The sequence below is a fragment of the Bradyrhizobium sp. BEA-2-5 genome (genome assembly GCF_032918025.1).
Classification (GTDB): domain Bacteria; phylum Pseudomonadota; class Alphaproteobacteria; order Rhizobiales; family Xanthobacteraceae; genus Bradyrhizobium; species Bradyrhizobium pachyrhizi.
On record NZ_CP136629.1, the window covers coordinates 8,144,014 to 8,165,927 of the forward strand.

Consider the following 21,914-nt stretch of genomic DNA (forward strand, 5'->3'; position numbering starts at 1 on the left):
GATGGAAAAGGCTGGGGCCACAGCGCGCCCTAACGACATATTCCAGTGGTTATGGGTCCCTGCTTCCGCAGGGACGACATGAGAGATAGCCCGCTACTTCGCCTTCTCCTTGAGGAAGGCAATGATGTCGGCGCGATCCTTCGGATCCTGAACCTCGTAGAACATCTTGGTGCCCGGAACCATCGTGTCCGGACCAGTGAGCCATTTGTCGAGATTTTCCTCGGTCCACACGATCTTCGAATTCTTCAGCGCCGGCGAGTAGTCGTAGCCTGCGACGGAGCCGGCGAGGCGGCCGACGACACCCTTGTGCATCGGGCCGACGTCGTTCTTGTCGATCGAGTGGCAATCGCCGCAGCCCTGGTACAGCGTGGCGCCGCGCGCCGCATCTCCCGCGGCACGGGCGCTGTTCAGGGCGAGCAGAATCGCGATGGCCGCCATCGCGGCAATTTTGGCCTGCTGCGGCGCCAGCACGCCTGCGATCGAACGAATGGTCATTCCCGGAGGTCTCCTGTTTGCCACCACAACAGGAGCAGGCATGCCGCGATTCTATTCCTTGGAATGCCGCGCGCTCGCGCCGCCGACGACTGACGAAGAATTTTGAGCCAACCGGGAATTTCCCGGCGCGCCGCCGATCTCTATCGAAAGCTGCCACCTCCGCAGCGGCGCCGGGCTATTGGAGCATCCCCAGTGTTTCAGAATCGGTTCGGCGCCGTCGCTCGACTTGCCGAACTCGGGTGCGTGCTTGCTGCGCTCACACTCGCAGCAGCCACCGCCGCGCGCGCGGACGGCTGTCCCAAGCCGAGCGACGAAATCGCGACCGACCGGCCCGACGTCACCAATTCGAGTATCGTCGTGCCGGTCGGGAGCCTGCAGAACGAAAACGGCATCAACCTGACCGGCCGCAGCAGTGGCCGCAGCATCGACGGCAGCAATAGCCGCTGGCAGCTCGGAATCGCGCCCTGCCTCGAGGTGCTGATCGACCTGCCGAACTATGTCGGCACTGTGAATTCGCCCGGCACCTCGGGCTTTTCCGACGTCGCGCCGGGGATCAAATGGCAGATCAGTCCCGTGCCGGGGAAGCTCGACCTCTCGATCACGGCCGGCGTCGCGCTGCCGACGGGCGCTGCCGAAATCGCCGGTCGCGGCGCGCAGCCCTACATCCAATTGCCATGGTCATGGGAGCTGCATGACGGCTGGGGCGTCAGCGGCATGTTCACGGAATTCTTCCGCCCCGCCGAACTGACCGGCCGCCACGTGTCGGAAGCGACCTTCGTGATCGAGAAGAAGCTGACCGAGCGGATCAGCGTGTTCACCGAATATGTCGGCGACTATCCCGACGGCGAGCGGCCGACCCAGTTCATCAACTCCGGCGGCCTGTACCAGATCACCCCGACCCAGCAGGTCGACTTCCATGTCGCGTTCGGACTCAACCGCAACTCGCCGAACTACATCGTCGGCCTGGGGTATTCGTTCCGCGTCGACGGGCTGTTTCGCTGAGGATGGAGATGGGTATCGGGCACCATCCGCGAGGCCTATCCAGCTCCCCTTGAAAAGGGGAGGTCGCTTTGCTCGCCAGAGCAAAGCGGGTGGGGATCTTGTCTCCACACACGCCAGCGCGTGCGGCAGACCCCCATCCCGACCTTCCCCCTTTCAGGGGGAAGGAGAAGAGTTCAACCCTCGGCTTCGCGCAATCCGCTCAGCCACAGCGCCAGCAGCGTCCATACCGCGCCCGACAACAGGTAGGCGCCGGCCGAGATCAGGCCGAAATGCGTCGCCAGCAGCAGCGCCGCGAGCGGCGCAAAGCCGGCACCGAACAGCCAGGCGAAATCCGAGGTCAGCGCCGAGGCCGTGTAGCGATAGTTCCGCGCGAAGTTCGAGGCGATCGCGCCGGAGGACTGGCCGAAGGACAGGCCGAGCAGGATGAAGCCGATCACCATGTAGATGGTCTCTCCGAACGCGCCGGCATCGAGCAGCTGCGGGGCAAAGCCGCTATAGATCGCGATCGCGATCGCCGATCCCATCAGCAGCGATTTGCGGCCGACGCGGTCGGCGATGATGCCGGAGATCACGATCGCGGCGACACCGAATATGGCGGCGACGATCTCGATGATCAGGAAGCGCACCGGGCTCTCGCGGGTGAACAGGAACACCCAGGACAGCGGAAACACCGTGACCATATGGAACAGCGCGAAGCTCGCCAGCGGCGCGAATGCGCCGAGCATGATGTTACGACCCTCCTGCGCGATGGTCTCGCCGACCCGCGCCGGCTCGAGATCGCGGCTTTCGAACAGCTCGGAATATTCTTCCGTCGTCACCATGCGCAGGCGCGCGAACAGCGCCACGACGTTGATGGCGAAGGCGACGAAGAACGGATAGCGCCAGCCCCAGCCGAAGAAATCATCCGCGGAAAGATTGCCGGCGAAATAGGCGAACAGCGCGCTCGCCACGATCAGTCCGAGCGGGGCGCCGAGCTGCGGCACCATCGCGTACCAGCCGCGGCGATGCGCCGGCGAATTCATCGCCAGCAGCGAGGCAAGGCCGTCCCAGGCGCCGCCCCAGGCGATGCCCTGCAGCACGCGCGCGGCGGCCAACAGCCAGATTGCCGCGACGCCGATCGTGTCGTAGCCGGGCAGGAAGGCGAGCGCGACCGTGGCGGTGCCGAGCAGGAACAGCGCGATGACGAGCTTGGCGCCCTTGCCGTGGCGGCGGTCGACCGCCATGAAGATCACGGTGCCGAGCGGCCGCGCGGCGAACGCCAGCGCGAAGATGCCGAATGAGTAGAGCGTGCCGGTCAGTTCGCTCGCGAACGGAAACACCAGGCGCGGGAACACGATCACCGAGGCGATCGCGAAGACGAAGAAGTCGAAGAATTCCGAGGTGCGGCCGATGATGACGCCGATAGCGATCTCGCCGGGTTTCGCCTGCCCGTGACCTGATGCGGTCGGGGTGCCGTGAGCCATTGCTGGGGCCTGTGCCATCGCCGGAGAACCGTCCTTTGGAGCATGACCAACCGGTTTTCCGAATAGACCGTGCTCGAACAAGAAGTGAGGCCACGAGCAGATTGCCACGCGGTCCACCTCACCTTCTGATCCTCCATCCCGCAGTGCAACATTGGACAAATTGTCCAATGTGAACTTTGCTGCATCGCAGCTACCCCTTGGCGGAACTCATAAAATTCAAATGGGGTGAGCCGTGCGCGCCTTGAAATTATTGGCCTTATTGCCGTTCGCGGCGCTCCTTGGCGGGTGCGATTACGTCGTGCTGGCGCCAGCCGGCGACATCGCTGCCCAGCAGCGCGACCTCGTCATCATCTCCACCGTCCTGATGCTCCTGATCGTCCTCCCCGTGATGGCGCTGACGGCGCTGTTCGCCTGGCGCTACCGCCAGTCCAACACGGCCGCTCGCTACGAGCCGGAATGGGACCACTCGACCAAGCTCGAGCTGGTGATCTGGTCGGCGCCGCTGCTGATCATCGTCTGCCTGGGCGCGCTGACGTGGATGGGCACGCATCTGCTCGATCCGTACCGCACGCTCGGCCGCATCGCTGCCGACAAGCCGATCGAGAGCAAGGACGCCCCGCTCGAGGTCGACGTCGTCGCGCTCGACTGGAAGTGGCTCTTCATCTATCCGGGCTACGGCATTGCGACCGTCAACGAGCTGGCCGCGCCCGTCGATCGTCCGATCAACTTCCGCATCACCGCCTCCTCGGTGATGAACTCGTTCTACATCCCCGCGCTCGCCGGCCAGATCTACGCAATGCCGGGCATGGAGACCAGGCTCCACGCCGTCGTCAACCACCCCGGCACCTACAAGGGGTTCTCGGCGAATTACAGCGGCGCCGGCTTCTCCGGCATGCACTTCAACTTCAAGGGCCTGTCTGGCGCCGATTTCGACAAGTGGATCGCCACCGCCAAGACCAGCGCCAACATGCTCGGCCGCACCGACTATCTGCAGCTCGAGCGTCCGAGCCAGAACGATCCGGTGCGGCTCTATCGCTCGGTCGACCGCGATCTCTACAAGGCGATCCTCAACATGTGCGTCGAGACCGGCAAGATGTGCCAGAGCGAGATGATGGCGATCGACGCCAAGGGCGGCGCCGGCCATCAGGGCCTGAACAACACGCTGCCGCTGGCCTACGACAAATACGCCCGACGCGGCGCGCCGCTCGGCTCTGAGCCGACCTTCGTCGCCGGCATCTGCTCGATGGACGAGATCAAGGACGCGCCGTCGCGCGAGATCACCGCGCCGCTCGACCTGACGCCGCTGCGCGGCTTCGGGCTGAAGCGCCCGCCGTTCTCGCCCGCGCATCCCTCGTCGACATCCTTGCTGCTCGGTCAGCGTCCGAAATCAGAGTCCTGAGGAGGACCGCATGAATCCCGATCTCGTCAAGATGATCTTCGGCCGCCTCAATCTGGAGGCGCTGCCGATCCACGAGCCGATCCTGGTCGGCACCTTCGCGGTGGTGGCAACCGGCGGCCTCGCGCTGTTTGCGATCGTCACCTATTTCCGTCTCTGGGGTTATCTCTGGCGCGAGTGGTTCACCACGGTGGACCACAAGCGCATCGGCATCATGTACATGATCCTCGGCATCGTGATGCTGCTGCGCGGCTTCGCCGACGCGCTGATGATGCGCGGCCAGCAGATGCTCGCCTTTGGCGGCTCCGAAGGCTATCTCAACGCCCATCACTACGACCAGGTCTTCACCGCCCACGGCGTGATCATGATCTTCTTCGTGGCGATGCCGCTGGTCACGGGCCTGATGAACTATGTCGTGCCGCTCCAGATCGGCGCACGCGACGTGTCGTTCCCGTTCCTGAACAATTTCAGCTTCTGGATGACGGTCGGCGGCGCGGTGCTGGTGATGGCCTCGCTGTTCATCGGCGAATTCGCCCGCACCGGCTGGCTGGCTTATCCGCCGCTCTCGAACATCGGCTACAGTCCCGATGTCGGCGTCGACTATTACATCTGGGCGCTGCAGATCGCCGGCGTCGGAACGACGCTATCCGGCATCAATCTGATCTGTACCATCGTCAAGCTGCGGTGCCCCGGCATGACGATGATGAAGATGCCGGTGTTCACCTGGACTTCGCTCTGCACCAACGTCCTGATCGTCGCCTCCTTCCCGGTCCTGACCGTCGTGCTCGCGCTGCTCTCGCTCGACCGCTACGTCGGCACCAACTTCTTCACGAACGATTTCGGCGGCAGCCCGATGATGTACGTGAACCTGATCTGGATCTGGGGCCACCCCGAGGTCTACATCCTGGTTCTCCCCGCCTTCGGCATCTTCTCCGAGGTCACCTCGACCTTCTCGGGCAAGCGGCTGTTCGGCTACACCTCCATGGTCTACGCCACGGTCGTCATCACCATCCTGTCGTACCTGGTGTGGTTGCACCATTTCTTCACGATGGGTTCGGGCGCCAGCGTCAATTCGTTCTTCGGCATCACCACGATGATCATCTCGATCCCGACGGGCGCGAAGATGTTCAACTGGCTGTTCACGATGTATCGCGGCCGCATCCGCTACGAGCTGCCGATGATGTGGACGATCGCCTTCATGCTGACCTTCGTGATCGGCGGCATGACCGGCGTTCTGCTCGCGGTGCCGCCGGCCGACTTCGTCCTGCACAACAGCCTGTTCCTGATCGCGCATTTCCACAACGTGATCATCGGCGGCGTGGTGTTCGGCGCGTTCGCCGGTATCAACTACTGGTTCCCGAAGGCGTTCGGCTTCAAGCTCGATCCGTTCTGGGGCAAGATGTCGTTCTGGTTCTGGGTCACCGGCTTCTACCTCGCCTTCATGCCGCTCTACGTGCTCGGCCTGATGGGCGTGACCCGCCGCCTGCGCGTGTTCGAAGATCCCTCGCTCCAGATCTGGTTCGTCATCGCGGGCTTCGGCGCGTTCCTGATCCTGATCGGCATCCTCTCCATGCTGATGCAGTTCGCGGTCAGCCTGCTCAAGCGCGAGCAGCTCAAGGACGTCACCGGCGATCCCTGGGACGCGCGCACGCTGGAATGGGCGACCTCCTCGCCGCCGCCGGACTACAACTTCGCCTTCACCCCCGTCGTTCACGACAATGACGCGTGGTGGGACATGAAGAAGCGCGGCTATCAGCGTCCGCTCACCGGTTTCAAGCCGATCCACATGCCGAGCAGCACCGGCACCGGCATCATCCTCGCCGGCTTTGCCACCGCGATGGGTTTCGGCCTGATCTGGTACATGTGGTGGCTGGCGGCTGCGAGCTTCATCGCGATGCTCGCCGTCGGGATCGGCCATACCTTCAACTATCACCGCGACTTCGACATTCCGACGGATGAGGTGGTGCGGACTGAAGACGCGCGGACACGCGTGCTTGCCGCGGGAGCCCAGACATGAGCGTTGCAATCATAACCACACAGGACTCCGAGCCGGTCTTCCACGTCATCGACGAGCATGATCATCCGGAAGGCGCCAGCACCATGCTCGGCTTCTGGATCTACCTGATGAGCGACTGTCTCCTCTTCGCGATCCTGTTCGCCACCTACGGCGTGCTCGGCGGCAATTATGCCGCCGGCCCCGCCCCGAAGGACCTGTTCGACCTGAACCTGGTCGCGGTGAACACCTCGATGCTGCTGCTCTCCTCGATCACCTATGGCTTCGCCATGCTGACGATGGAGAAATCGAGGATCGGCGCGACGCAAGCCTGGCTGGCGATCACCGGCCTGTTCGGCCTTGCCTTCATCGGCATCGAGCTCACCGAGTTCGCCCACATGATCCACGAGGGCGCCACACCGCAGCGCAGCGCCTTCCTGTCGGCTTTCTTCACCCTGGTCGGCACCCACGGCCTGCACGTCTCGTGCGGCCTGATCTGGCTCGTGACGCTGATGGTGCAGGTCCAGAAGTTCGGCCTGATCGAGGCCAACCGCCGCCGCCTGATGTGCCTGTCGATGTTCTGGCACTTCCTCGACGTGGTCTGGATCGGCGTCTTCACCTTCGTCTATCTCCTGGGAGTTCTGCGATGACAAAAGAAGCTCACGCTATCGAACCCAACGCCGGCGGGCACGGCCACGCCGCTCACGGCGGGGCATCCCATGGCTCGCTGCAGAGTTATCTGATCGGCTTCGGTCTCTCCGTCGTCCTCACCGCGGTGCCGTTCTGGCTGGTGATGACCGGCGCGATCGCCGACAAGCAGGTCACCGCATTGATTGTGCTGGTGCTGGCTGCGGTGCAGATCGTCGTGCACATGATCTACTTCCTGCACATGAACACGGCCTCCGAGAACGGCTGGAGCATGATGGCGCTGATCTTCACCATCGTGATGGTGGTGATCGCGCTGTCCGGTTCGCTGTGGGTGATGAGCCACCTCAACAGCAACATGATGCCGGTGCACCAGATGAGCCAGATGCCGTGACGATGCGGTCTGCCAGGCCCTCGCTTATGCTGCTCACGCTCGGCATGCTGGGCGTGGTGCTGCTGGGCGCGCTCGGTATCTGGCAGGTCGAGCGCCGGACCTGGAAGCTGGCGTTGATCGAGCGGGTCGAGCAGCGCATGCATGCGGCGCCGGTCGCGCCGCCGCCCCCATCATCATGGCCTGATGTCACGGCCGCGAGCGATGAATACCGCCGCGTCACCGTACGCGGCACGTTCCTCAACGCCGATGAAACGCTGGTGCAGGCCGTCACGGCCGAGGGCCCCGGCTTCTGGGTGCTGACCCCGCTGCAAGCCGCCGACGGAACCACCGTGCTGGTCAACCGCGGCTTTGTTCCCGCCGATAAACGCGATCCCGCGACACGGCGCGATGGCGAGCCGCAGGGCGCCGTCAGCGTCACCGGACTGCTGCGGATGTCGGAGCCGAAGGGCGGCTTCCTGCGCAGCAACGATGCTTCGGCCGGCCGCTGGTATTCCCGCGACGTCGCCGCGATCGCCGCCGCGCACGGACTGTCGAAGGCAGCCCCCTTCTTCATCGACGCCGATGCGACGCCAGATCCGGGCGGCTACCCAATCGGCGGGCTCACGATCGTCCGGTTTCCGAACAACCACCTGATTTACGCGCTGACATGGTTCGCACTGGCCCTTATGCTGGCGGGCGCGCTCCTGCGCGTCATCAGCGACAGGGGCCGCGCCGGCGCCTCCGATCCAAGGTGGGACTCACGGCGCGCCGCCGTGCGCCGCCTGATCGGCGCAGCCCGCAATCTGTCTCGCGACACAGGCCCAGATGCTCGAGCGCACATCGGATCTGCATGACGACAAGGCCGCGACCGGCGCGGCGGTGATGCCGTCCGCCGCGGGCGCGGCTGCCGGCATGCCGTTCGATCTCGCCGCGCCCGCGGACATCGAGACCAACCGCAAGAACATGGCGCTGTTGATCCAGCTGCGCTGGACCGCGGTGGTCGGCCAGATCGTGACCATCGGCGCCGTGCAGTTCTGGATGGGCGTCGCGCTGCCGCTGCTGCCCCTGGCGGCCGTGATCTCCGGGCTGGTGGCACTCAATGTCGTCAGCCTGCTGTGGCTGCGCTACCGCGCCGACATCAACAACCGCGAGCTCCTGGTCGCCCTGATGCTGGACGTCGCCGCGCTGACCGCGCAGCTCTATTTGTCCGGCGGCGCCACCAATCCCTTCACCTCGCTGTTCCTGCTCCAGGTGACGCTGGGCGCGGTGCTGCTCGATGCCCGCTCGACCTGGTCGCTGGTGGCGCTGGTCTGCATGAACTTCGCCTGGCTGACCAGCTATTACCGGCCGCTGGAGCTGCCGCAGCAAGGTTTCGCCGATGCCTTCAACCTCTATATCGCCGGCACCTTCATCGGCCTCGTGCTCGACGCCGTGCTGCTCGTGGTGTTCATGACCCGGATCAACCGCAATCTGCGCGATCGCGACCTGCGCCTCGCGGCGCTGCGTCAGCATGCCGCCGAGCAGGACCACATCGTGCGCATGGGCCTGCTCGCCTCCGGCGCGGCACATGAACTCGGCACGCCGCTCGCCTCGCTCTCGGTGATCCTCAGCGACTGGCGTCGCATGCCCGCGCTCGCATCCGATCCCGAGCTGTCGCAAGACCTCGGCGAAATGGAGACCTCGCTGCAACGCTGCAAATCGATCGTCACGGGGATCCTGGTGTCGGCGGGCGAAGCGCGCGGCGAAGGCTCCTCGCCGACGACGGTCGCGGCGTTCCTGACGGCATTGGTGGAGGAATGGCGGACGACGCGGCCGTCGGCCACGCTGTATTTCCGCAACGCCTTCGGCGCCGATCTCGCGATCGTGTCCGACATCGCGCTCAAGCAGGCGATTTTCAACGTGCTCGACAACGCCGCCGAGGTCTCGCGCGACTGGATCGAGCTGACCGCCGAGCGCAATGCCGACACGCTGGTGCTGTCGGTGACCGATCGCGGCCCGGGCTTCTCGCGCGAGATGCTGGCGCATATCGGCAAGCCGTATCAATCGACCAAGGGTAGCCCCGGCAGCGGCCTCGGCCTGTTCCTGGTGGTCAACGTGGTGCGCAAGCTGGGCGGCGTGGTGACGGCGCGCAACCGGCCGGACATCGGCGCCGCGGTCAAGCTCGAGCTGCCGCTCTCGACGCTTGCGATCGGAGACCATCTTGACGGATGAACGCCAGCTCCTGATCGTCGAGGACGACGCCGGCTTCGCCCGCACGCTGAAGCGCTCCTTCGAGCGCCGCGGCTACGATGTGGCGGTGTCGGCCTCGCTGGACGAGGTCCGCCAGCTGCTCGAGCAGCAATCGCCCGGCTATGCGGTGGTCGACCTGAAGCTCGCCGGCGGCGCGTCGGGACTTGCCTGCGTCGAAGCGCTGCACGCGCATGACCCTGAGATGCTGATCGTCGTGCTGACCGGCTTCGCCAGCATCTCCACCGCCGTCGAAGCGATCAAGCTGGGCGCATGCCATTACCTGGCAAAGCCGTCGAACACCGATGACATCGAAGCCGCCTTCAACAAGGCCGAAGGCAACGCCGAGGTCGCGCTCGATGCGCGGCCGACCTCGATCAAGACGCTGGAATGGGAGCGCATCCACCAGACCCTGATCGAGACGGAGTTCAACATCTCGGAAGCGGCACGACGGCTGGGCATGCACCGGCGGACGCTGGCAAGGAAGCTCGAGAAGCGGCCGGTGAAGTAGTTGCGCTGGCAGTACTGGCGAACCACGGCGCGGCAGCGTCAACGGCGTCGCCGAGGGTTACCGCCGAGCCAGGAAGACCCCCAGCAAGAATGCGACGGCAAGCGATTGAAGCGGAGCCGCCCTGGTCAATTCAGCCAAGTGATGCAGCCACCGATCCTGTTGCGGCAATGGTTCGAATGCACCATGCCCAGCCATCTGACGGATCGCCTCTGACGCCTGTTCTATGCGTTGTTCAGGGCTTTCGTTAGCCATCGGACGAACGGGCCTTCTGTATCAGCACTAACGTCCCTCGATCGCGGACTGTTCCTCGACTCCTTCACTCAGCGATGCGCTCCGTCATTCCCGAAGAAATTCGCGAACGGACGAGATGGAGAGTCGTCGTCTTCGGACGCCATGATCGGCACTTCGCGGCGTTGCGCCTGCTCCAGGAGCACCGGAGCTTCGCGACGTTGGTCTCCCTGCTCGATGCGCCGCTGTTGACGCTTCCCGTGCTCGGTCGCGGCGCGCTTCGCCTTGCGTTCAGCGTAGCGCTTGCGCCGTTCCTTTTCTTCAATGTCAGATCTTCTCGTGTCCACCACGTCTGCCTGCTTCTCGACGGGCGCTTGTACGTCCTTGACCGGCTCCGGTGGCGACTGCGGCGGTGAGGCTGCTTCCGGCGAGGCGGGCTCGCGTTGGGTCGCGGGCTGCTGTGGCTGCGCGGCTTCAGCCGTGGATGGCAGGACAACGCGGGCCGGTTCCACAGGCACTGGCGACGAGACGCGCGTGGAGGCGCCGGCAGAATCCTGAAGCGCCGAATTTGCGATGAACAGTCCACCACCGAACCCGGCACCGAGGATGAAAAAAGTTGTTCCAACGCCTGCGAAAAAAATGCCTGCCTTTGATGTCATGTCCGCTCTCCTGCATTGGCGAGCGAACGCGCGAGAGTTACCGGCGTTCCGTTTCGGGATAACTCGGCAATGAGTATCGTTTGTCCAAGCGGCTGGCGGTGCGGACAGTTTGGAACATCGATCTGCCCCGGGCGACGGACTGCAGTTCGCGGAGCGGCACCCTCACCCGGATTGCATCTTGCAATGCAATCCGGGCCCTCCCACAAGGAAAGAGCCAAGCGTGCCCCACGGACGCACCGCCAAAACAAAAAGCCCGGTCTTGCGACCGGGCTTTTGTTTTCAATCCGTCGAACCCTTTCAGGCGGCCTCGTCCTCGACGGCGGTATCGTCGCCATCATTGTCGAGATCCTCGCCGTCGGCATCGCCCTCGGCGTCGCCTTCAGCGGACTCCGCCTTGGCGTTGCGGCGCGGGCTCTTGGCGAGCTGGGCTTCGATCTCCTTGACCGCTTCGGTCTCGGTCGAGTGCTGCACCACCGCGATCTCGCGGGAGAGGCGGTCGAGCGCCGCTTCATAGAGCTGGCGTTCGCTGTAGGACTGCTCCGGCTGCGACTCCGAGCGATAGAGATCGCGCACGACTTCCGCGATCGCGACGATGTCGCCCGAATTGATCTTCGCTTCGTATTCCTGGGCGCGGCGCGACCACATGGTACGCTTGACGCGGGCGCGGCCCTTGAGCGTCTCCAGCGCCTTCTTGACCAGCGCCGGATCGGACAGCTTGCGCATGCCGACATTGGCGACCTTGGCGGTGGGCACGCGCAGCGTCATCTTGTCCTTGATGAAGTTGATGACGAACAGCTCGAGCTTCGCACCGGCGATCTCCTGCTCCTCGATGGCCAGGATCTGGCCGACGCCGTGAGCGGGATAGACGACGAACTCGTTGGCCTTGAAGCCCTGACGCTGGGTCACGACCTTCTTTTCTTCCGGACGCGACGGGGCGGCCGGCTTGGCGGCGGCCTTCGGAGCAGCGGCGGGGACGGCAGCCTTCGGGGCGGCCGGCTTCGGCGCAGCAGCCGTCTTGGTCGCGGCAGGCTTGGGGGCGACCTTGGCAGCAGCGGGCTTCGCAGCTGCCGCTTTCGCGGCAGTCTTGGCAGTCTTTTCTGGCATCACGCTTCTTTTGTTCTTTGAGGACTTTGCAGCCGCCGCCTTCTTGGCCCCCTTCACGGACGCCTTGGCACGGCCCTTGGTTGCGCTGCGAGCAACGACAGCGGCTTTTTTCGTCGTCTCTGAAGTACTCTTTTTACGCGTTTTCTGTGACACAGCCTGCGCGCGGAAACTGCCACGCCCCTGTTCGAGTTTGCGGGAACCTCGAAGCCACAAGGTACGCATGGCAGGGGGTTCTTGGCCTGTAATGTGTCAGATATAGCACATTTTCCGCAAAAATCAATGGTTTACGCCCGATTCCGGGCATAACAGGGGCCGCTCAGGTCATATGTCCGTCATTAGGGTTAAATCGGCGGCCGAACGGAGGGCCACAGCGGACCGAAGCCCGCCCTTACCGTGGTATTCCCTGGCGAATCAGTCGCCGCTGCCGGGTTCGGAGAAAAATATTTCTCGAACTTGCCTTCCATGCCGTCGAATTCCTTGGCGTCGGCGGGTGATTCTTTCTTCTGGGTGATGTTGGGCCAGCTCTTGGCGTAGTCGGCATTGACCTGGAGCCACTTTTCCAGGCCCGGTTCCGTGTCCGGCTTGATGGCGTCGGCGGGGCATTCCGGCTCGCACACGCCGCAATCGATGCACTCGTCGGGGTGGATGACGAGCATGTTGTCGCCTTCGTAGAAGCAGTCGACCGGGCAGACCTCGACGCAGTCGGTGTACTTGCACTTGATGCAGTTTTCAGTGACGACGTAAGTCATCCAACGCTCCGAAACGATCCAGTTTTTCTGGGGTTGCGTAGCGCAGGAATACCGGCCCTGCAAGGGAAGCCGGCTCCGAAAAACGCCAGTATTCTCACGCCCCTGCCCGCCGGTTTGTTGGGAGCATGATCCGCGCGCAAGCGCAATGCGTTTGTCGCGAGCGAAACCCGGCCCCATTCCGCGGTCGAAGTAACAGACGCTAGATAACTACTCCTTATCGGCTTGCAAATTGCCGGCCTGCAAATCCTCGTACAGCACCCGCACCGAGCTGGCATCGCCGCGCCGCTCGGCAAAGCCGATCACCTTGAGCACGCGGACGCTGTTGTCGAGCGCGACGGTAACGACGTCGCCCGCCTTGACGGCATGCCCCGGCGAGGTCTCGCGCGCGCCGTTGATGCGGACATGGCCGGTGACGACGAGCTCGGCGGCGGAGGTGCGCGCCTTCACCACCCGCGCATGCCACAGCCATTTGTCGAGGCGCTGCCGATCCAAACTAGACCAAGCGTTGAACCAAGGGTTGGACTATTCCTTCCGGCCGGCGAGTTGCTCTTTCAGGGCAGCGAGCTTGGCGAATGGCGAATTCGGATCGATCGGCCGGTCGCGTTCGCGCGGCGCGCTCGAGGCGTAGGGCCGATGCGACGGGCCGCCCTCGCGCTTGTCGCGGCCGCCCTTGCCGAAATCGCGGCCGCCGCGATCACGATCGCCGCGCTCGCCCTTGCGGTCGCCGCCGAACTTGTTGTCGCGGCGACGCTCATTGTCGCGATCGCGACCCTTGCCTTCGAAGCGCTCGCGGCGCTGGCCCTTGTCGTCCCTGTTGTCGCGGGCCTGCGCGCCGCCCTCGGCGGGCGCCGCAGCCGGATCCGCGGGCGCGCCCGGACGCGGCGCGCGGAAATCCTGGTGACGGCGCGGACGGCGATGCTGTTCGCGCTTGCTGTCGCCCTCACGGCCGCCTTCAGCGGCCTGTGCGCCCTCGGCGGGCTTGCCCTGGTGACGGCCGCGGTTGCGATCATGGCCGCGATGATGCGGACGGCGCTCGTCGGAACGGCCACCGGGACGCCAGACTTCGACCAGCTGCGGTTCGGCCGGCGTCTCCGCGGCGGCGACAGCGGCTTCAGCCGGTGCTGCTTCAGCACTCGCGGTCTCCGCGGCCGCCTCAGCGGCGGTCTCCGAGGGCGTCCCTGCAGTGGCTTCCACGGCAGGCGCGGGCTCGGATACCGCGTCCGAAGCGGGCGCCTCGGCAGCGGGCTCTTCAGCGACAGCGGCGGGCGCCGCGGCAACTTCGGCCACCGGCTCAGGCTTGGTCTCGACGACGACCGGCGTCGCCTCGCTAGGCACCACCTCGGCAAAGCCGACATCGGGCAGCAGCGCGGCCGATGGTGCGGGATCGCCGGACACCGGCTGATCCGTGGCAGCCTCCGGCGCTTCGGCCACAACCTCGGCAGTGGAACCGACCGGCGCATCCACGGCGGCGTCAGAGGTCGCCTCGACCGGCAGCGTCTCCGCGGCGACCGTCTCGGTGGTCTCGGCCACCGCCTCCGTGGTCTCGGCGACGGCCTCCGTGGCCTCGGCCGGCGCGGCCTCGACAGGCTTCGGCGGCAGCGGCGGACGGCGGTCCATGCGGTAGCCGAGCGCGCGCAGGATCGAGGCAAAATCCTCGCCGGCCGATCCCGTCAGCGAGGTCATCGCCTGCGTGACCACGAAGCTGCGGCCGTCGAATGCGCCGGCGGGCTTTTCGCCGGGCGAGTTCTCGCGCCACGCCAGCGCCGGGCGGATCAGATCGGCCAGCCGCTCCAGGATGTCGACGCGCACGGCGCGCTCGCCGGCCTGCTTGTAGCCGAGCACGCGATAGGCATCGCGCGGCAGCTGCTTGTCGACCGGGAACGAGGTGCGGCCGCTCGAGGCGAGATGCTGCACATTCGACAATGCCGCCATGTCGGCATTGCTCTGCTTCTCGGCCCACAGCAGCGAGGCCAGCGAGCGCGCCGCGGGCTTCAACAGCTGCGGGAAATAGATGTGGTAGGCGCCGAAGCGGACGCCGTATTTCCGCAGCACGGCGCGCGAAGACTGGTCGAGATCCTTCAGCTCGTTCGCGATTCTGGGGCGCTCGAGCACGCCGAGCGCCTCGACCAGCTGATAGGCGATGCCGCGGGCAATGCCGGTGACGTCCTCGGCCTTCGACAGCTCGAACATCGGCCCGAGCAGTTTCTCGATGTGCGTCTTGAGCCAGAGTTCGAGCCGCGCCTGCACCTTGTCGCGCGGGCCGCCGGTCAGGCGCTCGTCGGAGATGATGCGGATGCGCGGATGCAGCGCGTCGTCTGCGGCAGACAGCCGCGCCACGGCATCGCCGGTCCAGCGGATGATGCCTTCGGACGTCAGCACGAACTGCTCGTCCGGCGCGTTGCCGAGCTTCTCGGCGCGCGCGTTGATCTCGCGCGCCAGCACCTGCTGGGCGGCGGCTTGCAGCGCCTTGGCGTCGCTGCCGGCCTCGGCAGCATCCGGTGCAAAGGTGAAGCCGTCGAGGCGGCCGATGACATGGCCTTCGACGATGACTTCGCCGGTCTTGCCGATTTCAGTATTCAAGCTCGTGTTCTCCCGCAGGCGGCGCATCAATACACTGGTCCGGCGATCAACGAAACGCTCAGTCAAGCGTTCATGGAGCGCATCCGATAATTTATTTTCGACCTCCCGCGCGATCCCCTGCCAGCGTTCCGGGTCTCTCAGCCAGTCCGGGCGGTTGGCGACGAAGGTCCAGGTGCGGATCTGGGCGATTCGGGCCGACAGCGTGTCGATATCGCCGTCGATGCGGTCGGCCTGGGTGACCTGGGCGGCAAACCATGCGTCAGGGATACGCCCCTTTTGCATCAGGAAGCCATACAGCGTGGTCACGAGTTCGGCATGGGCGGCCGGCGACAGCTTTCGGTAGTCCGGAACCTGGCAGGCCTCCCACAGCCGCTCGACCGCCTTGGCCCCGTGCGCCATATCGCGCACCTCGGCGTCGCGCGCGACATGCTCGAGCACGCGCAGATCCTCGGCCACCGGGGCCCGCGTCAGTGCCTCATGATTGGGCGACAGCGCCAGCGACACCTGGAGCGCGCCGAGCGAGGAGAAGTCCAGCTTCGAATTGCGCCATTGCAGCACCTTCACGGCATCGAAGGTGTGGTTCTGCAGCGCGTTGACGAGTTCGGGCTCGAACGGCGCGCAGCGGCCCGTGGTGCCGAAGGTGCCGTTGCGGGTGGCGCGGCCGGCGCGGCCGGCGATCTGCGCAAATTCGGACGGTGTCAGGCGGCGGAACTGGTAGCCGTCGAACTTGCGGTCGGAGGCGAAGGCGACGTGGTCGACGTCGAGATTGAGGCCCATGCCGACGGCGTCGGTGGCGACGAGGTAATCGACGTCGCCGTTCTGGAACATCGCCACCTGCGCGTTGCGTGTGCGGGGCGACAGCGATCCCAGCACCACCGCGGCGCCGCCATGCTGGCGGCGGATCAGCTCGGCGATGGCGTAGACTTCATCCGCCGAGAACGCGACGATGGCGGTGCGGCGCGGCTGGCGCGTGATCTTGCGGTCGCCGGCGAATTCGAGCTGCGACAGGCGCGGCCGCGTGATCATCGACACGCCCGGCAGCAGCCGCTCGATGATCGGGCGCATGGTGGCGGCGCCCAGCAGCAGCGTCTCGTCGCGGCCGCGGCGGTTGAGCAGCCGATCGGTGAAGACGTGGCCGCGTTCGAGATCGGCGGCGATCTGCACCTCGTCGACGGCGAGGAAGGAGACGTCGAGATCCCTGGGCATCGCCTCGACGGTGGAGACCCAATAGCGCGGGTTCTTCGGCTTGATCTTCTCCTCGCCGGTGACGAGCGCGACGCTGGCGGCGCCGGCCCTGTCGGCGATCTTGTTGTAGACCTCGCGCGCGAGCAGGCGCAGCGGCAGGCCGATCATGCCCGAGGGATGCGCGAGCATCCGCTCGATGGCGAGATGGGTCTTGCCGGTGTTGGTCGGCCCGAGCACCGCAGTGACGCCCGCACCCGGCACGCGGTCATTTCCGAACGAAGTTGAGAAAGCCATATTTTGCAGGTGTTTCTTGAATTTGTTGGCGAAACGCTCAACCCGTCATCCCCAGTACAACGGCCGCTTAGCCGTTGTACTGGAGGAGCGCGCAGCGCGTCTCGAAGGATGCACGGCCGAGATTTATTCGCGCGTGTTGATCTGACTTTCCTCTCGCGGACCGAGCGGGGCTGTCGCCCTTCGAGACGGCCGCTGCGCGGCCTCCTCCAGCGACAACGGCAGAGCCGTTGCGCGGGGGTGACGGTTTGGCAGTGTGTTTCGCATTGGCAGCGTGTTTCACAAAACCTGTCTCACAATGCGACGCTTTCCGCGCCGACCTTAAGCACTGGAACGACTCTAGAACGAATCGCGGCCGAATCGCTGACTCCATTTGGGACCTGAAACGTTCACCGCAATATCTCGGGTAGGCTGACGGCGGCGGCACTAGATCAAGTTTGAGAGGGCTCCACAAGCACAGGATATGCGGACTGAATTCCTTAAGTTCCAGGGGCGTCCGAGTCGAATCAGAAGCCGGCAAGAGTCAACTGGATTCGGGTGACGTTCGTTGCTTGCCCCCGCGCGCTGAGTGCTCCGTCATTCCGGGGCGCGCGTTAGCGCGAACCCGGAATCTCGAGATTCCGGGTTCGATGCTTGCGCATCGCCCCGGAATGACGGCGCGATTTACTGCGTCTTCGCCACGCGCGGCGGCGCGGCGGTCGTGACGAACGAGGTGGCTTCCAGCATGGCCTGGCCGAGCGGGGTCGGGATCGTCATGCGGAACGGCACCAGCAGGCGGGTGCCGGCGATCGGCACGAAGGCGATCTCGATGTTGCGCTGGGCGGCGAGGTATTTGATCACGGGACGATCGGGGATGTAGCCGGCGACGGGCACGAAATAGAGCGAGCAGACCACGACCGGGCCCTTGTAGCCCTTCTCCGCCTTCACGGTCTCCATGCGCTTGAAATCGAGCTTGAGGTCGTAGCGCATGCGGCCGTCGAATATGCCGGCGCCGCTGCGGCAGATATCCGGGCTCATCAATTCGGCATTGCCGGGCGCGCGCAGGAACGAGCCGGTCATCGGATCGAACACGTTCTTCTTCTGCGCGTCGGTCACCGGCAGGCGGTCGGGATCGACCGGCGGCTCCGGCTCGATCGCGGATTCCTTGATGCCGCCATTGGCCAACACCATCCGGATCGTCTCCGACTTCTTCGAGGTGGTGGTGGTCGCGGTGTAGGAGGTAGCGGCCAGCGTGCCATTGACGACGCGGCCCTGCGAGGCGCCCGCGCCGGAGCCGCCGGAAAACGCCTTCAGGAGGCCCGCGGTGCCGCCCTGGGCCGAGGCCGAGAAGCTGTCGTCGCCGATTTCGATGGTCCAGGAGCCCTTGCCGACCGGGATACCGGCCAGGGTCGCCTCATACTGGGCGTCGAGCCGCCCCTGCGCGCTGGCACGCTCGGCGCAGAACAGCAGCAATGCGCCCGCGCACAGGCCGAGCAGCCGGCCGAGCGGGGGCAAAATGGCAATGGCGGTGGTCACTTAACCTACCTGACGGTCCTGCTATCGGCGCTCTATCCGTTGTCCATTTCGGCGTTCAATTCGGCCGGACAACAAGGCGCATCTTGTATGGAACCTAGACTTGCAGCCGAATACGCCCTTTATATGGTTGCCATATCCGCCGTTAAGTGGCTGGAAGACCTTATGAACCGGCATTTCCGGCGCCCCGCATGCGGCGATATAATCTTGACGCTCGGGTATTCTCCCCCTATACACCCGCGGTTCCTGGAAAATGGACGCGAATTCAAAACCCCCGCGCGGGCCGTGTGATTGCACGCCCTTCGAGCGGCGGGGATGCAATAAGGATTTTGTAAGATGTCCCGCCGCTGCGAACTGACGGCCAAGGGCCCCCTCGTCGGCCACAAGGTCAGCCACTCCAACATCAAGACCAAGCGCCGCTTCCTGCCGAACCTCGTCAACGTGACGTTCATCTCGGAAGCACTGGGCCGCAACGTGCGCCTGCGCGTCTCCACCAACGCGGTCAAGAGCGTCGACCACAATGGCGGCCTCGACCCCTTCCTGCTCAAGGCCAACGCCGACAATCTGTCGCCGCGCGCCCTCGAGCTGAAGCGCGCCATCCAGAAGAAGGTCGGCAAACCGGCGCCGGTGAAGCAGGCGAGCTGAGTTCTCGCTGCACACGCGAATTCGCGGAGAGAGTTTTGAACGGCCGGGTCAGATGACCCGGCCGTTTTTGTTTTGTGAAGATCGTCTCTTTCAGGGCGTCCCTCGTGGAATCATCCGAGAGCGCGAACATTTCAATTTGCGATGGTGCAGTGCTTGGAGAGGTTGTCGAGGCAATCGCAGGGAGCCGATACATCGCAGCAATCGCGTCTGAGTTCACCCTGAGCTCGGGACCCATGGGAGCGTGCTGGCACCCGGCGTTCCCTGCGCCCTCTGCCGACAAGCGGGGATCAAGCTGCCGCAAAACTCAGACCGATCGCGACGCGAGAATGCGAGCACACACCCTCTCCTGATGTCCGGCAGGTGTATCGATCCGACCGACGCGCGTGCGCGCGGGTGAGTAGCGAATGAAATCTTCTTTGCGCAATGATGCGTGAAGTAAAATCGTCCATCGCGTCGCGTGAGGAGAGATGGATTGCTTCGTCGCTTCGCGACTCGCAATGACAGGCGTCGCTGATGATTACGACACTCCGCTGACAGCTGCCGCCAATGACAGCGATGTCATCTCTTCCATCACGTGCACATCACACGAATCTTCTGCTTGATGCATCGAGAGTGCGTGAAGAAACGCTTAACGCCCGCGCCCCGACCAGCAAAGAAACCCTATAAATAAAGGCAAAGCGGGCCGCTCGCTCCGCCGTTAATCACAACATCACTGCACATCATCACGAGCGCATGAGGCGCATGCAAAACGCCACGATCTCTTCCAGATGTTAGTGTGCAAACAAGCCCTCCGACACGAATGCGATTCGACGCGGTACGCCGCATCGTCTCGAAGACCGTGAGGGACATCACGGCCAGCACAACTGATTGTGAGGCATGTGCGCCGCACTCTTGGGAAGAAGCCTGGCCGTTCCTATGTCACGTCCAAAGAACGACCCCGATAAAGGAATTGCTCGATGCAAGTTCGCGCAGCCGATCCGCGCGGAAGACTGGTGCCTGCGATTGCAACCGCCGCCGTGGCGGTGCTCGCGACAGCCGCCCTCGTCATCCTCGAATTCAACCCGCCCCGCAATGTGCAGGCCGCGGCCGAGCCCGGCATGATCACCTCCGCCGCCGCCAGCAGAGCCGGCGCTACCGTGCTGCCGACTGATCCGGTGACCACCGGCAGCGTGCGGGTGCGCTAAGGACTCCGCTTTCTCGTTATCGTCGTCCCGGCGAAAGCCGGGACCCATTACCCCAGCTGTTTATTGGTTAGAGCGCTGGGGCGACATTCCGCTTAACGGCAAATACTCGTAGTAATGGGTCCCGGCCTTCGCCGGGACGACGGTAATAATCACCCCCGCCGCATTTTCGCATCCCTGCCCCGGCGTCTCGTCGCAAGCCCACCTCCCTCGACCTGCGTAAGCTCTCCCTCGCGAACAAAACAAAAAAGCCACAGGGAGGCTCACGATGATCTGGAAGGCCGTCACGGCAGCCGTCGCGCTTGCGCTCGCGACGCAGGTTCACGCCGCAGAGAAGAAGTATGGCACGGGCGCCAGCGACACCGAGATCAAGCTCGGACAGACCTCGCCATTCTCCGGCGCGGCGTCAGCCTACAGCGTGATCGCGAAGACGCAGGCCGCCTACTTCAGGATGATCAACGACCAGGGCGGCGTGAACGGGCGCAAGATCAACCTGATCACGCTCGACGACGGCTACTCGCCGCCGAAGACCGTGGAGCAGACCCGCAAGCTGGTGGAGCAGGAGGAGGTCGCCGCGATCCTCAATCCGCTGGGCACGCCGACGGGCCTGGCCGTGCGCAAATATCTCAACGACAAGAAGGTGCCGCAGCTGTTCGTCGGCGCCGGCGCCACGCTGTGGGGCGATTACGCGCATTATCCGTGGACGATCGGCTTCCAGCCGTCCTACCAGGCCGAGACCGCGGTCTACGCCAAGTATGTGCTGACCAACAAGCCGGACGCGAAGATCGCGCTGTTCTACCAGAACGACGACGCCGGCAAGGATTATGGCAACGGCTTCAAGAAGGGGCTGGGGCCGGAGAACACCGCGAAGATGGTGGTGGCCGAGACCACCTATGAATCGACTGACCCGACCGTCGACAGCCAGATCGTGAAGCTGAAATCATCCGGCGCCAACGTGCTGTTCATGCACGCGATCCCCAAGCAGGCGGCGCAGGCGATCAAGAAGATCGGCGAGATCGGCTGGAAGCCGGACCTGTTCTTCCTCGCGGCGACCTCGACCTCGGTGTCCTCGGTGCTGAAGCCCGCCGGCTTCGAATACTCCAGGGACATCATCTCGTCCTACTCGCTGAAGGATCCGAACGATCCGCAATGGAAGGCGGACCCGGACGTGATCGCCTGGCAGGACTTCATGAAGAAGTATTTTCCGGACGGCAATCTGCAGGACCAGCTGATCGTCTACGGCTATGTGGTGGCGGAGGCGACGGTGCAGGTGCTGAAGCAATGCGGCAACGACCTGACGCGTGAGAACATCATGAAGCAGGTCGCCAACCTCGATATCGCGCTGCCGATGTTCCTGCCCGGCATCAAGGTGAAGACCTCGCCGACCGACTACTTCCCGGTCGAAGCGATGCGGCTGCAGAAGTTCAACGGCGAGACCTGGCAGCTGTTCGGCGACACGATCGGGAATGATTGAGGGGGTAAACGCAAAGCCATCCACTCCGTCGTCCCGGCGCAGGCCGGGACCCATTACCACTGCAGCCCGTTGTAGCAGCGAGCTGCGGCCCCAGCGTCCCACCACTTGTACATTTGTGGTTATGGGTCCCTGTGTCTTGGAAGTCTGTCATGATGGGTTGGGCGGGAAGCCGTTGGGTCCTTGGCGCTTGACGCCGTGAGCC

18 protein-coding genes and 1 pseudogene are annotated in these 21,914 nt (G+C 64.5%); 11 read left to right on the forward strand and 8 right to left on the reverse strand.

What is annotated here, in order from left to right; translation table 11 throughout:
• Positions 1-93 precede the first annotated feature (93 nt).
• Positions 94-495: a c-type cytochrome gene (locus RX327_RS38005; protein WP_050387732.1), complete on the reverse strand. Its 402-nt coding sequence runs from the start codon at positions 493-495 to the stop codon at positions 94-96.
• 192 nt (positions 496-687) lie between these two features.
• On the opposite strand from RX327_RS38005, the gene RX327_RS38010 reads away from it, so the two are divergent.
• Positions 688-1,497 (forward strand): transporter, encoded by an 810-nt coding sequence (locus RX327_RS38010; RefSeq protein WP_050387733.1) that lies wholly within the window; start codon positions 688-690, stop codon positions 1,495-1,497.
• 173 nt (positions 1,498-1,670) lie between these two features.
• On the opposite strand, the gene RX327_RS38015 is transcribed toward RX327_RS38010, so the two are convergent.
• Positions 1,671-2,960, reverse strand: coding sequence for an MFS transporter (locus tag RX327_RS38015; RefSeq protein WP_317248945.1), 1,290 nt, complete (start codon positions 2,958-2,960; stop codon positions 1,671-1,673).
• Positions 2,961-3,192: 232 nt separating this feature from the next.
• On the opposite strand from RX327_RS38015, the gene cyoA reads away from it, so the two are divergent.
• The 7 genes from cyoA to RX327_RS38050 are packed head-to-tail and all read left to right on the forward strand — an operon-like array spanning position 3,193 to position 10,104.
• On the forward strand, positions 3,193-4,359 hold the full coding sequence (gene cyoA, locus RX327_RS38020; protein ID WP_317248946.1) for a ubiquinol oxidase subunit II: 1,167 nt from the start codon (positions 3,193-3,195) through the stop codon (positions 4,357-4,359).
• A 10-nt stretch (positions 4,360-4,369) separates the two neighbouring features.
• Positions 4,370-6,373, forward strand: coding sequence for a cytochrome o ubiquinol oxidase subunit I (cyoB, locus tag RX327_RS38025; protein WP_317248947.1), 2,004 nt, complete (start codon positions 4,370-4,372; stop codon positions 6,371-6,373).
• Positions 6,370-6,999: a cytochrome o ubiquinol oxidase subunit III gene (gene cyoC / locus RX327_RS38030; protein ID WP_317248948.1), complete on the forward strand. Its 630-nt coding sequence runs from the start codon at positions 6,370-6,372 to the stop codon at positions 6,997-6,999. The genes cyoB and cyoC overlap by 4 nt, the downstream gene beginning before the upstream one ends.
• Positions 6,996-7,388, forward strand: coding sequence for a cytochrome o ubiquinol oxidase subunit IV (gene cyoD / locus RX327_RS38035; RefSeq protein ID WP_317248949.1), 393 nt, complete (start codon positions 6,996-6,998; stop codon positions 7,386-7,388). Before cyoC ends, cyoD begins: the two co-directional genes overlap by 4 nt.
• Positions 7,389-7,390: 2 nt before the next feature.
• Positions 7,391-8,221, forward strand: a complete 831-nt coding sequence (locus RX327_RS38040) for an SURF1 family protein (RefSeq protein ID WP_410712225.1) — start codon at positions 7,391-7,393, stop codon at positions 8,219-8,221.
• Positions 8,193-9,578 (forward strand): ATP-binding protein, encoded by a 1,386-nt coding sequence (locus RX327_RS38045; protein WP_410712129.1) that lies wholly within the window; start codon positions 8,193-8,195, stop codon positions 9,576-9,578. The genes RX327_RS38040 and RX327_RS38045 overlap by 29 nt, the downstream gene beginning before the upstream one ends.
• A complete protein-coding gene (locus RX327_RS38050) occupies positions 9,568-10,104 on the forward strand; it encodes a response regulator transcription factor (protein WP_317248950.1) in 537 nt (178 codons plus the stop codon). The genes RX327_RS38045 and RX327_RS38050 overlap by 11 nt, the downstream gene beginning before the upstream one ends.
• Before the next feature lie 320 nt (positions 10,105-10,424).
• On the opposite strand, the gene RX327_RS38055 is transcribed toward RX327_RS38050, so the two are convergent.
• From RX327_RS38055 to RX327_RS38080, 6 genes and pseudogenes are all read right to left on the reverse strand, one after another.
• Entirely contained in the window at positions 10,425-10,991 is a 567-nt protein-coding gene (locus RX327_RS38055) for a hypothetical protein (protein ID WP_152977942.1), read from the reverse strand.
• Between the two features lie 297 nt (positions 10,992-11,288).
• Positions 11,289-12,095: a CarD family transcriptional regulator gene (locus RX327_RS38060; RefSeq protein ID WP_317248951.1), complete on the reverse strand. Its 807-nt coding sequence runs from the start codon at positions 12,093-12,095 to the stop codon at positions 11,289-11,291.
• 419 nt (positions 12,096-12,514) lie between these two features.
• A pseudogene (fdxA, locus tag RX327_RS38065) lies at positions 12,515-12,844 on the reverse strand (ferredoxin FdxA); the annotation flags it as partial.
• Positions 12,845-13,051: 207 nt separating this feature from the next.
• Positions 13,052-13,336: an RNA-binding S4 domain-containing protein gene (locus tag RX327_RS38070; RefSeq protein WP_317248952.1), complete on the reverse strand. Its 285-nt coding sequence runs from the start codon at positions 13,334-13,336 to the stop codon at positions 13,052-13,054.
• A gap of 30 nt (positions 13,337-13,366) precedes the next feature.
• A complete protein-coding gene (locus RX327_RS38075) occupies positions 13,367-16,903 on the reverse strand; it encodes a helicase-related protein (protein WP_317248953.1) in 3,537 nt (1,178 codons plus the stop codon).
• Positions 16,904-17,563: 660 nt separating this feature from the next.
• Positions 17,564-18,394, reverse strand: coding sequence for a DUF3108 domain-containing protein (locus tag RX327_RS38080; RefSeq protein WP_410712226.1), 831 nt, complete (start codon positions 18,392-18,394; stop codon positions 17,564-17,566).
• A gap of 354 nt (positions 18,395-18,748) precedes the next feature.
• Between RX327_RS38080 and rpmB the strand changes: the two genes are divergently transcribed.
• The 3 genes from rpmB (at position 18,749) to RX327_RS38095 (ending at position 21,712) form a co-directional block, all read left to right on the forward strand.
• A complete protein-coding gene (rpmB, locus tag RX327_RS38085; RefSeq protein ID WP_317248954.1) occupies positions 18,749-19,057 on the forward strand; it encodes a 50S ribosomal protein L28 in 309 nt (102 codons plus the stop codon).
• A gap of 956 nt (positions 19,058-20,013) precedes the next feature.
• Positions 20,014-20,241, forward strand: a complete 228-nt coding sequence (locus RX327_RS38090; RefSeq protein ID WP_028336196.1) for a hypothetical protein — start codon at positions 20,014-20,016, stop codon at positions 20,239-20,241.
• Positions 20,242-20,506: 265 nt separating this feature from the next.
• The gene (locus RX327_RS38095) at positions 20,507-21,712 is read left to right on the forward strand and encodes an ABC transporter substrate-binding protein (RefSeq protein WP_317248955.1); all 1,206 of its coding nucleotides are present in this window, start codon (positions 20,507-20,509) and stop codon (positions 21,710-21,712) included.
• Positions 21,713-21,914: the final 202 nt, after the last annotated feature.